Annotated in this window: 11 protein-coding genes; 10 read left to right on the top strand and 1 reads right to left on the bottom strand. The window is 66.9% G+C overall.

The features are described from left to right. Positions 1-74 precede the first annotated feature (74 nt). The 10 genes from hmcA to Q368_RS0111560 all read left to right on the top strand — a co-directional run bounded on the left by hmcA (position 75) and on the right by Q368_RS0111560 (position 11,552). A complete protein-coding gene (gene hmcA, locus Q368_RS0111515) occupies positions 75-1,841 on the top strand; it encodes a sulfate respiration complex hexadecaheme cytochrome HmcA (RefSeq protein WP_029459220.1) in 1,767 nt (588 codons plus the stop codon). 28 nt (positions 1,842-1,869) lie between these two features. After that, positions 1,870-2,922, top strand: coding sequence for a sulfate respiration complex iron-sulfur protein HmcB (hmcB, locus tag Q368_RS0111520; RefSeq protein ID WP_029459221.1), 1,053 nt, complete (start codon positions 1,870-1,872; stop codon positions 2,920-2,922). After that, the gene (hmcC, locus tag Q368_RS0111525) at positions 2,922-4,097 is read left to right on the top strand and encodes a sulfate respiration complex protein HmcC (protein ID WP_029459222.1); all 1,176 of its coding nucleotides are present in this window, start codon (positions 2,922-2,924) and stop codon (positions 4,095-4,097) included. Before hmcB ends, hmcC begins: the two co-directional genes overlap by 1 nt. A gap of 20 nt (positions 4,098-4,117) precedes the next feature. Then, positions 4,118-4,252 carry a sulfate respiration complex protein HmcD gene (hmcD, locus tag Q368_RS25630; RefSeq protein WP_156955694.1) on the top strand — a complete coding sequence of 45 codons (135 nt, stop codon included), beginning with the start codon at positions 4,118-4,120 and terminating at the stop codon, positions 4,250-4,252. A 34-nt stretch (positions 4,253-4,286) separates the two neighbouring features. Further along, positions 4,287-4,964 carry a sulfate respiration complex protein HmcE gene (gene hmcE, locus Q368_RS0111535; protein WP_029459223.1) on the top strand — a complete coding sequence of 226 codons (678 nt, stop codon included), beginning with the start codon at positions 4,287-4,289 and terminating at the stop codon, positions 4,962-4,964. Between the two features lie 37 nt (positions 4,965-5,001). After that, on the top strand, positions 5,002-6,402 hold the full coding sequence (gene hmcF / locus Q368_RS0111540) for a sulfate respiration complex iron-sulfur protein HmcF (RefSeq protein ID WP_029459224.1): 1,401 nt from the start codon (positions 5,002-5,004) through the stop codon (positions 6,400-6,402). A gap of 73 nt (positions 6,403-6,475) precedes the next feature. Beyond that, positions 6,476-7,411 carry a universal stress protein gene (locus Q368_RS0111545; protein WP_029459225.1) on the top strand — a complete coding sequence of 312 codons (936 nt, stop codon included), beginning with the start codon at positions 6,476-6,478 and terminating at the stop codon, positions 7,409-7,411. Between the two features lie 45 nt (positions 7,412-7,456). Beyond that, positions 7,457-7,816, top strand: coding sequence for a response regulator (locus Q368_RS0111550; RefSeq protein WP_029459226.1), 360 nt, complete (start codon positions 7,457-7,459; stop codon positions 7,814-7,816). Between the two features lie 77 nt (positions 7,817-7,893). Beyond that, on the top strand, positions 7,894-9,843 hold the full coding sequence (locus Q368_RS0111555; RefSeq protein WP_029459227.1) for a hybrid sensor histidine kinase/response regulator: 1,950 nt from the start codon (positions 7,894-7,896) through the stop codon (positions 9,841-9,843). A gap of 32 nt (positions 9,844-9,875) precedes the next feature. Continuing rightward, a complete protein-coding gene (locus Q368_RS0111560) occupies positions 9,876-11,552 on the top strand; it encodes a PAS domain S-box protein (protein ID WP_029459228.1) in 1,677 nt (558 codons plus the stop codon). Here the strand turns inward: Q368_RS0111560 and Q368_RS0111565 are convergent. Continuing rightward, on the bottom strand, positions 11,540-12,448 hold the full coding sequence (locus Q368_RS0111565; RefSeq protein WP_156955691.1) for a hypothetical protein: 909 nt from the start codon (positions 12,446-12,448) through the stop codon (positions 11,540-11,542). The genes Q368_RS0111560 and Q368_RS0111565 overlap by 13 nt on opposite strands. Positions 12,449-12,635: the final 187 nt, after the last annotated feature.

Genomic DNA, 12,635 nt, shown 5'->3' on the forward strand with positions numbered 1-12,635 from the left:
AGGACGGCGCGCCAAGGACCGTGGCCATGGGAGATGGGTGAAGTGAACACGTCAAGCAGAAGGTCGAAGATCGTATGAAAAATGCAAAACGGCGCACGGGAACACTGCTTGTCGCCCTGGTCCTGGCCGGGGCCGGCGGCTTGCTGACGCTGACCGCGGGACAAGGCGCGGCCAAGGAGCAGGGGGACGAGAAGCTGCGGGCCGACATCCTCTCCATCGACGAACTGAAACAGTTCGGGCCGCTCACCCAGCCTCCGGTCGTCTTCCTCCACGACAAGCACACGGCCGCGCTCGGCAAGCAGGCCAAGTTCTACCAGAAGGAATGCGGCACCTGCCACCTGTCGGACAAGGACGGGACCATGTTCCTGGCCTACCGGCGCGACGACGCGCCCGCCTCGGCCGACAAGATCAAGGACACCTACCACAACAACTGCATCAAATGCCATATGGACATGTCCGCAGCGGGCGTCAAATCCGGCCCCACGGACGTGCAGTGCAAGGGCTGCCACAACGGCAAGCCCGACGTCGCCTCCAACTGGCAGCCCATCGTCGTGGACAAGCGCCTGCACTTCCGCCACGCCGCCACGCAGGCCCAGTCGGAGAACAAGTGCGGCGCCTGCCACCATATCTACGACGAGGCCGCCGGCAAGACCATCGCCGCGCCCGCGCCCGAGAAGGTGCCCGGCGCCTGCGTCTACTGCCACACCGAGTCCGGCTCGGTGGTGCCTGGCCGCAAGCCCGAAAAAATCCGGTCGCTGCGCCTGGCCGCCCACGGCGAATGCGTGACCTGCCACCGCTCCGTGGCCGCTTCCGGCGGCAAGGACGTCGCCACGGGCCCGTCCACCTGCGCCGGCTGCCACGGTCCGCTCGACCAGAAGGCCATCGCCGAGACGTCGCTGAAAAAGGTCCCGGCCGACGCCGACCTGCGCATCAAGCGCGGCCAGCCCGACTACGCCATGATCCGCCCGGCCGCCGCCGCCAAGCCGCTTGTGGGCGCGGACGGCAAGCCGGTCAAGCCCTACGGCATGCCGCCGGTGCCCTTCGACCACAAGTACCACGAGGCCAAGAGCGAGACCTGCGTCTCCTGCCACCACGCGGCCCTGACCTCCTGCGCGGAGAAGTGCCACACCGTGCCCGGCTCCAAGGACGGCGGCTTCGTGACCCTGGAAGGGGCCATGCACAAGGCGGACGCGACGCAAAGCTGCGCCGGCTGCCACGCCGCGTTGCAGAAAAAGCCCGAGTGCGCCGGCTGCCACAATTCCATGAAGAAGGGTGTCGGCGACAAGTCGCAGTGCGGCTCCTGCCACGTGACGCCCAAAGACGGCCTGGACGCCGCCGTGTCGGAATTCATGGAGCGCAACGACAAGGAAGCCGCGGCCATGGCCCCGGCCCTGGCCGAGAGGCTCCTCGCCGGCAAGCGTGAGCAAACCGTGACCTTCGCCGCCTCGGATATTCCCGAAACCGTGACCATCGGCTCCCTTGCCAAGGAGTACGAGGCGTCGGTGCTGCCGCACCGCAAGATCGTGCTCTCCATGGTGGCGGGCATGAAGGACAGCAAGCTCGCCGGGGCGTTCCACGCCACCGACGCGGCCGTGTGCCAGGGCTGCCATCATAACAGCCCCGCTTCCAAGACTCCGCCGCGCTGCGGCAACTGCCATCCCGCCGTGGAAGGCACGGCCGCCTCGCCGCGTCCGGCCCTCAAGGCCGCCTATCATAACCAGTGCATGGGCTGCCATACGGCCATGGGCATCGACGGCAAGGTCGTGGACAAGGCCCCGGGGGCCAAACCCGTGCCCAAGGCTACGGACTGCACCGGTTGCCACGCGGCAAAGAAGCAATAGCACCCCAACCAGTCGAGGTCGCGATACGATGAAACGGAGACACTTTCTGGGCCTTATGGGAGCGGCCGGGGTGAGCCTGACAACGGCCGTCACGGCCAAGGCCTCCTCCAGCGCGGATGTCGCGGGCATGCCGAACGTCGGGGGCGTCCTTTTCGACGCCAGCCGCTGCATCGGCTGCCGCAAGTGCGAGGCCGCCTGCAACCAGGTCAACGATCTGCCCAAACCGGCGAAACCCTTTGACGACCTCACGGTGCTCGACACCACGCGCCGCACCGACGCGAAGAGCTACACCGTGGTCAACAAATACGTGCCGAAGCCCGGCGAAAACCCGGTCTTCCGCAAGATCCAGTGCAACCACTGCATGGAGCCGGCCTGCGCCTCGGCCTGCTTCGTGAAGGCGTTCAAGAAGACCGAGACCGGCGCGGTCGTCTACGACCCCTCGGTCTGCGTCGGCTGCCGCTACTGCATGGTGGCCTGCCCCTTCAACATCCCGGCCTACGAGTACGACAAGGCGCTGTCGCCGCGTGTCATGAAATGCACGCTGTGCCACCCGCGCCTGCTCGAAGGAAAACTCCCCGGCTGTGTCGAGGCCTGCCCCAAGGAGGCCTTGCAGTTCGGCAAGCGCCGGGAGCTCCTCAACATCGCCTGGGACCGCGTCACGGCGAACCCGGACAAGTACGTGCAGCACGTCTACGGTGAGCACGAGATGGGCGGCACGAGCTGGCTCTACATCGCGCCCAAGCCCTCCTTCGCCTCGCTCGGCATGGACGAGGGCCTGGGCACGGCCTCGGCCCCCGAGCTGACTTCCGGGGCGCTGGCCGCCGTGCCGGCCGTGGCCGGCATCTGGCCGGTGCTTTTGACGGGCATCTACGCCATCAGCAAGCGCAAGGACAAAATCGCCGAGGAAGAGAAGAAGGCGGCGGTCGAGGCGGCCATCGCCAAGGCCAGCGCCGACGCCGAAGCCAAGCTGGCCGAGGAGCTCACCAAGGCCGAGGTCGCCAACAAGCGGCGCATCGAGGTCGAGGTGAAAAAGGCCCTCGAAGCGGCCGCCAAGGATTCCGAAGGCGGGGAGGACGCGTAATGTCGACGGAAAACAGCAAAAACGGTTCCCTGTTCACGCCGTTTAACATTGTCGCCGGCATCATCCTGGCCGCCGGCATCGTGGTGACGATCATGCGCTTCACCATGGGCCTTGGCGCGGTGACCAACCTCTCGGACAACAACCCCTGGGGCATCTGGATCGGCTTCGACCTCCTGTGCGGCGTCGCCCTGGCCGCCGGCGGCTACACCACCTCCGCCGCCTGCTACATCTTCGGGTTCAAGCGCTTCCACGCCGCGGTGCGCCCGGCGATCCTCACGGCCTTCCTGGGCTACGCCCTGGTCGTGTTCGCGCTCAACTACGACGTCGGCCGCCCCTGGCGCCTGCCGTACCCCATCTTCTACCAGCAGGGCACGACCTCGATTCTCTTCGAAGTCGGCCTGTGCGTGTTCATCTACCTGACGGTGCTCTTCCTCGAATACCTGCCCGCCGCCCTCGAGTGGAAGGGCGGCCTGGACAAGTACCGCGGCATCCTGGTCAAGCTGACCATGGGGCTGACCATCCTCGGCGTCATCCTCTCGACCCTGCACCAGAGCTCGCTCGGCGCGCTCTACCTCATCGTCCCGTCCAAGCTGCATCCCCTCTGGTACACCCCGTACCTGCCGGTGATGTTCTTCATGTCGAGCATGTTCGCCGGCCTGTCCATGGTCGTCTTCGAGGGCACGCTCTCGCACAAGTACTTCCATCACAAGATGGACGAGGACTACAACGCCAACTACCTGGACCTCCAGTTCGCCTTCGCCAAGGGCGCGGCCTGGATCATGGCCGGCTACCTGGCCATGAAGCTGCTCGGGCTCTCCATGGACAACCGCTGGCACTACCTCTTCACGGGCTACGGCGCGTGGTGGCTGTTCGAGGTCGTCGGCTTCGTCATGCTGCCGTGCTACTGCTACGCCGTGGGCTACCGCGACCGCAACATCGGCCTCGTGCGCCTCGCCGCCCCGTGGACGGTCATCGGCATCATGCTCAACCGCTTCGATGTGAGCCTCATTGCCTTCAACTGGCAGCTGCCGAGCGCCGAACGCTACTTCCCGAGCCTGGGCGAAATCATCATTTCGCTGTTCGTGGTCACCGTCGGCGTCCTGGTCTTCCGCTGGATCGTCACCCGCATGCCGATCTTCTACGCGCACCCGGCGTACAAAGACTCGTCCCACTAGGATGAAAGGGGAGATACGTGATGTTTAACACCCTGCAAGATCTGATGCTGCACAACAAGAGCGTGACCTATGTGCTCATGGCCGTGGTGCTCATCTGCTTCATAGGCTTCTGGCGGTTTTTAACGGGTCGCGAAGAACGCAACCGGCGCTACTAGCCCGACGGACCTCGCTAAAGGCAAGGAGAAGACCATGTATGCATTCCTGACGGGGCCGATGCTGTGGCTGTCGTTCGCCATCTTCATCATCGGCAGCGCCTGGCGCGTCGTGAAATACGTCAAGGGCCTCGATTGGCAGCTCGACCGCGTGCCGTACGGCTACTACCGCGAGCTGGCCGTCAAGGGCGCGCTCAAATCCATTTTCCACTGGCTGACCCCCTACGGCTCGCGCAGCTGGCGCCTGAAGCCCCTGTATGCGGCGGCCTTTTTCCTCCTGCACGTGGGCCTGGTCCTCGTGCCGCTGTTTCTCTTCGCCCACGTCATGCTTGTGTCCGAGCGTTTCGGCATCAGCTGGCCGACCCTGCCTGCGGGGCTGGCCGACACGCTGACCGTGCTCGCCATCGCCGCCGGGGCGTTCATCCTGCTGCGCCGCTTCGCCCTGCCGGAAGTGCGCATCATCACCACGGCCCATGACCTCTGGATCATGGCCATCAGCCTCGCGCCGCTGGTCACGGGTTTCGTGGCCGCGCATCAGGGCGGCGAGGGAAGCGGCTGGCTGCTCGCCCACATCCTTACCGGCGAGATCTGGCTCATCGCCATCCCCTTCACCAAGCTCTCCCATGTGGTGCTGTTCTTCTGTTCCCGGGCCCAGATCGGTGTGGACTTCGGCGTGAAACGCGGCGGACAGCGCGGCCGCGGCATCGTCTGGTAGAAACGGCCGACGCCACGTCGCCAAGGAGAGAATCGACATGCCTGAAGGAATCTACTGCAACAAGACGCCGATCACGACCGAGGAGGCCCTCAAGGCCCTGCTTTCGGACACCCGCGGCAAGAAATACTACGAGGAAATGGAACAGCTGGAAGTGGACCGCGAAAAGCTGTGGGCCACCGTCCAGAAGACCTTCAAATCCCGCATGCGGACCTGGCTCGACGTCTGCGCCCGCTGCGGGCTGTGCGCCGACTCCTGCTTCCTCTACCTGGTCAACGACCGCAACCCCGAGCAGGTGCCGTCCTACAAGATCCACTCCACGCTCGGCGAGATCGTCAAGCGCAAGGGCGACGTGGACAACGCCTTCATGCGCCACGCCATGGAAGTGGCCTGGTCGCGCTGCACCTGTTGCAACCGCTGCGCCATGTACTGCCCCCACGGCATCGACATCGGCATCATGATGGGCTATCTGCGCGGCTTGCTCTACTCGCAGGGCTTCGTGCCCTGGGAACTCAAGATCGGCGCCGGCATGCACCGCGTCTACCGCGCCCAGATGGACGTGACCACCGAGGACTGGGTCGAGACCTGCGAGTGGATGGCCGAGGAGCAGCAGGACGACTGGCCGGGCCTCGAGATTCCCGTGGACAAGGAAGACGCGGACATCATGTACACGTGTAATGCCCGCGAGCCCAAGCACTATCCCGAAGACCTGGCCGAGGCGGCCATCCTGTTCCACATCGCCGGGGAGAACTGGACCGTTCCTTCCGAGGGCTGGGAGCAGACGAGCCTGTCCATGTTCGCCGGCGACTGGGAAGCCTGCAAGCTGCAGGTGCAAAACGTCTACGCCGCCATCGAGCGCCTGCGCCCCAAGCGCGTCATCGGCACGGAATGCGGCCACGCCCACCGCGCCACGGTCATCGAGGGCCCGTACTGGGCCGGTCGTCCCGACGGCCAGCCGCCGGCGCCCTACATCCACTACGTGCAGTGGGTGGCCGAGGCCCTGCGCACCGGCAAGCTCAAGATCGATCCGGCCAAGCGCATCAAGCAGCCCGTCACCTACCAGGACTCCTGCAACTACATCCGCAACTGGGGCCTGGCAGAGACCGCCCGCGAGATCCTTTCCTACCTCGTGGAACCCGGCTACCTGCGCGAGATGACGCCCAACAAGGAGCACAACTACTGCTGCGGCGGCGGCGGCGGCTTCAACGGCATCGGCAAGTTCCGCCCCCAGCGCAACAAGGCGCTTCTCACCAAGCGCGACCAGATCCTTTCCACCGGGGCCAAGCTCGTCATCGCGCCCTGCCACAACTGCTGGGACGCCATCCGCGACCTCGAGGAAGAGTACGAGATCGGCATCGACTGGTCTTTCCTCAAGCCGTTGCTTATCAAGATGGTCATCGTGCCGGAGCATTTGAAGCCCAAGGACGAGGACGAGGAATAGGGCGGGCGCTTGTGCCCTTGCGGCAAGACACCTCTCACGCAGCTAACGCGATCACGTACCAGGGGGGTCCGGAATGTTTGGGAAAATAGTGTTTGCGACTTCGGGAGCGCCGGATTGCGACAGCGCCGCCCGCGTGGCTTTCGACATGGCGGGCCGTTACGGCTCGGAAATCATCGTCTTCCATTGCCTGGGCATCCCGGGCAAGGGCGACAGCAGCCTGGTGCTCGACGTGCGCACGGGCGAGGAAGTGGACGCCGACGAGGAATACCTGGAGGGCGTGCGCGAGGAACTGCGCACCACCTACGCCATTCAGCTTACGGGCTGCAAAAACGCCCGCATCGAGATCGCCGTGGGCAATCCCTCGCGGGAGGTGCTGCGCATCGCCCGCAAGGAGGACGCGGATCTCGTCGTCATGGGCGCGCGCGGCGCGGGCATGGAGGTCGGCGGCTTCTACAAGCGCGGCGTCATCGGCGGCACCCACGAAAAGGTGGCCAAGGCCGCCCGCTGTCCGGTGCTGACCGTGGCCCGGCCGGCCGCGTCTTTCTGGGGCGGCTTTTCCAACATCGTCTTCGCCACCGACTTCTCCAAGGCGTCGGAATCGGCCTTCCAGCTGGCTTCGTCCATCGCCAAGGACGTGGGCGGCGATTTGCACCTGTTCCACTGCCTGAACCTCGACCGCCTGCAGTCGCCCATCGCACTCACCCAGGAGGGCATCGAGGGCCGGTTGGCCGAGGCCCGGCGCAAGATCCAGGTTTCCTACGCGTCCAAGCTCGGCGATCTGGCCAAGCGGACCACCATTGAGGTCTGGGAAGGATCGCCCTATGTGGAGATCGTCAAGTTCGCGCGCGAGCGGCAGGCCGACCTGATCGTCATGGCCCACCATACCCGCGAACTCGATCCCGACGAGCGTCCTTTCGGCAGCACCCTGGAACAGGTCCTGGTGCGGGCCACGTGTCCCGTGATCAGCATCAACCGGCCGGACAAGCTCCCGGCGACGGCGGATGCCTAGCGCGATCCCCGCGTCTGCCCCTCCACGCAAAGGAGAAGTGGAACCATGAGCAAGAAAACCATTCTGACCGTGGATGACGATCCCAATATCCGCGACTACCTGGAAGCCGTCTTCACCGACAATGGCTACGCGGTGGTCACTGCGGAAAACGGCGACAAGGCCATGGAGCTGCTCGCGACCATGCGTCCGGACCTCATCACCTTGGACGTGGAGATGCCCGACAAGACCGGCCCCTGGGTCAGCCGGGCCATCCAGAAAAACAGCGCCCTGGCCACCATCCCCATCGTGGTCATCACCGGGCACAGCGAGCTGCAATACATCATCCCCAAGGCGGCGGCCTTTCTGGCCAAACCCTTCGAGGCCGACGAAGTCGTGCGCGTGGTGCGCGGCATCCTCGGCGAATAACCCGGCCCGGGGGAGGCCGCCCTGGCGCGGCCTCCCCCAAACATTCGGCCGGCCCGACACGACGAGGCGATGCTGTCATGAGCGAGACCTTGCTGCTCGTCGACGACGAGGAAGACATCCGCCGGTTTCTGGGGCTTTTTCTTGCCGACCTCGGCTACGTCGTCCACGCCGCGGCCAACGGCGAGGAAGCCCTGGCCGTGCTCGACGAGGTCGATCCCTCCATCGTGCTCACGGACATCAAGATGCCCGTCATGGACGGTCTGGAGCTGCTCAAACGCATCAAGGCCAGGAATCCCGACATCGAAGTGGTCATGATCTCCGGCCACGGCGACATGGACCTGGCCATCAGCTGCCTGCAAAACGACGCCGCGGACTTCGTCACCAAGCCCATCAACCACGACATCCTCGACGCGGCCCTCAAGCGCATCGACGAAAAACTCGCCATGCGCCGGGAACTGCGCCAGTACACGCAGAACCTGGAAAAGCTCGTGCGCGAGAAGTCCAGCCGCGTGGTGGAGCTCGAACGCCAGCTCGCCGCCGGGCAGATGGCCGAGACCATGTGCCAGGCCATCTCCGGGCTCTCTGCCGACCTCGGCGAGGGCACGGGCTATTTCAACGAAATGCCCTGCTTCGTGGCCGTGCACAACGCCTCCCTCGAGGTCGTGGCCACCAACCAGCTCTACAAGGACCGCCTGGGCGACATGGTCGGCCGCCACAGCTGGGAGGTCTATGCCGGCCAGGCCCTGCGCGGCTTCACCGGCCCCATCTGGAAGACGTTCGAGACCGGCAAGGGCCAGCGTTGCCGCGAGACCATGCTGTGCAAGAACGGCAACGAGCTGCCGGTCATGGTCCACACCTCGCCCATCGCCGCCACCAACGGCAAGGTGGAGCTCGTGCTCGAAATGGCCGTGGACGTGAGCGAAATCAAGCGCCTTCAGGAAGAGCTGCGCGTCACCCAGCAGAAATACATGGACCTTTTCGACGCCACGCCCTGTTACATCGCCGTGCGCGACAGGGAGGGCACGGTGGTCGCCAACAACCACCGTTTCGTCGAGGACTTCGGCGAGGGCGTGGGCCGGGCCTGCCACGACGTCTTCGCGCACCGCAGCGAACCCTGCCCGGACTGCCCGGCCGCACTGACCTTCGCCGACGGCGAACCGCATTACCACGAGACGGTGGTCACCACGCGCGACTGCCGTCAGCGCAACGTGCTCATCTCCACGGCCGCCATCCGCAACGCCGCGGGTGAAGTGGTCGAGGTCATGGAGATGTCCGCCGACATCACGAGCATCCGCGAGCTGCAAAGCCATCTGACCTCGCTCGGGCTCATGCTCGGCTCCATCTCCCACGGGGTCAAGGGCATGCTCACGGCGCTCGAAGGCGCGGTCTACCGCGTGGAATCGGGCTTGCGGCGCGGCGACATCCCCCGTTCCCAGGCCGCGGCCGAGGCCGTGCGCACCCTGGTCGGCCGCGTGCGCGCGCTCGTGCTCAACGTCCTGTATTACGCCAAGTCCCGGGAGCTGGCTCCGGAAACCGTCGATGTGGCCGCTTTCGCCGCGTCCATGGCCCAGACCGTGGCCCCCAAGGCCGCGCGGGAGGGGGTGGCCCTCGAGACCGCCATCGGCGCGGACCTGGGCGAAATGGCCGTGGACGCCGTCAACCTCCAGGCTGCCCTGGTCAACATCCTGGAAAACGCCGTGGACGCCTGCGTGGCCGACACGGCCAAGCCAGCGCACCGCATCGCCTTTCGCATCTCGCGCGAGGGCCGCACCCTCGTCTTCGACATCGAGGACAACGGCATGGGCATGGACCAGGAGACGCGCGAAAAGGCCTTTACGCTCTTTTTTTCCTCCAAGGGCCTGCGCGGCACGGGGCTTGGGCTTTTCATCGCCAACGACATGGTGGTCAAGCACGGCGGTTCCATCGCCCTGGCTTCCGAACCCGGCGTCGGCACGCACTTCTCGGTGCGCATCCCCGAGACGCCCCCCGCGCCGGCGGAAGCCGTGCGCGAGGCGGCCACCTCTTGAGATCGTCCTAAAAAGAGTGTTATGCGGCGGTTATGATCGCCGAACCGGCTCCCCCCCACGTGGACCCAGGCCTTGACGACGCTGTTTCCCTGCTTTTGGCCATGCCGGACAGGGAACGGCTCTTGCGCTGCGTCATCGGCCTGCTGCGCCGCTTTACGGGCTGCGACGCCGTCGGCGTGCGTCTGGCCCAGGGCGAGGACTATCCCTATTATACGACCGAAGGGTTTTCCGAGGCGTTCGTGCTGGCGGAATCCTCGCTGTGCGTCCGTGACGGGACCGGGGAGCCCGTGCGGGACGCGGCGGGCCGGGCCGAACTCGCCTGCATGTGCGGACGGGTGCTGCGCGGCCGAACCGATCCTGCCTTGCCGTTTTTCACGCCCGGAGGCTCGTTTTTCACCGGCGCGACCAGCGATCTTTTGGCCCGGGCCGCAGTCGACGGCTCCCTGGGCGCCACCCGCAACCGTTGCAACAGTGCCGGGTTCGAGACCGTGGCCCTGGTCCCCCTGCGGGCCGAGGGCCGGATACTGGGGCTGTTGCAGCTCAACGACTCCCGCCGGGACCGGCTGGACGCCGCGGGTGTGACCGCGCTGGAGCGGCTGGCCGTGGGCGTGGCCATGGCCCTTTCCCGCCAGGAGACGGGACGGGCCCTGGCCGAAGCCGAAGCGCGCTATCGGGCCATTTTTTTCGCCAACGTCGCGGTCAAGCTCCTGGTCGATCCGGACTCGGGCCGCATCGTGGAGGCCAACCCGGCGGCGTGCGCCTTTTACGGTTATGCGCCGGGCGTGCTGCGCGGCCTCTCCATCTGGGACATCAACGTGCTCGGTCCCGAAAAGACCCGCGAGGAAATGCGTGCGGCCAAGGAGGAGGGGAGGCGTTTTTTTCGCTTCACCCACCGCCTGGCTGACGGCACGTTGCGGGAGGTGGAGGTGTATTCGGGGCCGGTGGAGTTCGCCGGCCGCACGCTGCTTTTTTCCATCGTCCACGATGTGACCGAGCGGGTGCGCGCCGAGCAGGCGCGGGAAAGGGTGGAGCAGATGCTGCGCCATGACCTGCGCTCGCCGCTGTCCGGCATCGTCGGCCTGTCCGCGCACCTGGTCGATGCCGGCCTGTGCCCCGAAGGCGCGGAAATGGCCGAGGTGATCCGCGAGACCGCGGAACGGCTTTACTCCATGGTGGAGCGCAACCTCGACCTGCTCAAGATCGAGCAGGGACGCTACGCGCTCTCCCCGTCGCCGGTGCCGTTGGCCGCGCTTCTGCTGCGCCTGGGGCGGGAATACGCCGCCATGGCCCGCGCGCGGCGGGTGACGCTGCGCATCGTCGGCCCGGGCTGCGACGCGCCGGGCGACGCGCCCGTCGTTTCCGGCGAATCCTCGCTTTTGGCCGCCATGTTCGCGAACCTTTTCGCCAACGCCCTGGAAGCCGCGCCGGCCGGCAGCGAAGTGCGCGCCGCCTTGTCCGTCGCCGCGGGCGAGGCGCGCATCGTTGTGCACAACCTCGGCGCGGTGCCCGAGGATATCCGCGCACGCTTTTTCGCGAAATACGCCACGAGCGGCAAGAAGGACGGTACCGGGCTCGGCGCCTACTTGGCCCGGACCGTGGCCCGGCTGCACGGCGGCGACATCGCCATGGAGACCGACGACATCGCCGGCACCACCCTGACCGTGCGCCTGCCCCTGGCCGGGGGCGCGGACGCGCGTCAGTCCGCCTGATCGTCGAGCGCGGCCAGCAGGCCGTCCATGTCCGCTACCACGCCCATGTCCAGGCAGCTTCCTGTGGTGTCCGGAGCCGGCCGCCCCGTGGCCGCGAGGATGGCCGCGTCGGCCAGGGCCAGTTCCCTGGCGATGTCCGGGGCGTGCAGGTAGGGCAGGCGCGCGCCGGTCATGGCCAGCGTCTCGAAATTGCTCGCTTTCATCGCCTGTTCCTGCTGGCGGGCCCGGCGCAGCTGGGCCGCGAGCCGGCTCCGGCGCGCAATCAGCGCGGGCAGGGGAAGCGTGTCCTGCGCCAGGCCGCCGAGGAAGCGCACGACATAGTGTAGTGTCTCCTGGGCGTCCGGCGCGTCCGCGGGCAGGCGCGAGGCCACCGCGCGCGCAAGCGACGCCGCTCCCGGCGTCCAGGGCACGGGGCCCGTGCGCCGCGCCGCCACGGCCAGGGCCAGGGCGGCGTCGTCGCCGAAACGCTCCGCGACGCAGGCCGCCGCTGCGGCGGGCAGCGTCCGCTGCGGCCCCAGGCGCGAGACGAACCGCGCGGCCGCGTCCGCGGAAACGGGCACGGCCAGGCGCGTACCGTCCGGCAGGATGGCCGTGGCCCGGATGACGCGCTGCCCCAGGTTCGCGGCCAGGGCGGCGACTCCGGCGTCGTCCAGGGCGGCCGCGGCGAGCGCGGGCTCCAGGGCGCGGGCCGTGTCCTCGCCAGGGAAAAGCAGCAATTCGGCAAGGCTCGCGCCCTGCGGGTCGTCGCCGTCGGCGACCAGGGCCTCCAGGCGCTGTGGCGGCAGGTCGCCGTGGGTGGAGCGGATGTAATGGGCCACGGAGGCGTCCTGGGGCAGGCCGGACGCGAACCGGGAGGCGATGGCGTCGAGCAGGGCGAGGGCGGGATCTTGGCGCATGGTTTGTTCGTAAGCCGGGGAGGGCATCGTGTCCACCGGCGTGCGGGCAAAGGGGGGGGGCGGGGGATTCCCGTTGACAGGGCTTCGCGGCTTGGTTTACCAAAAAAGTTAATCAGGCCCAGGCCCTAGGGTCGCGAAAAGGGGCGTTGCGAGTGATCCCCCGGGCCGAAACCGCGTCGTCCCCCAC

It is taken from the genome of Solidesulfovibrio alcoholivorans DSM 5433 (assembly GCF_000702665.1).
Taxonomy (GTDB): Bacteria; Desulfobacterota; Desulfovibrionia; order Desulfovibrionales; family Desulfovibrionaceae; genus Solidesulfovibrio; species Solidesulfovibrio alcoholivorans.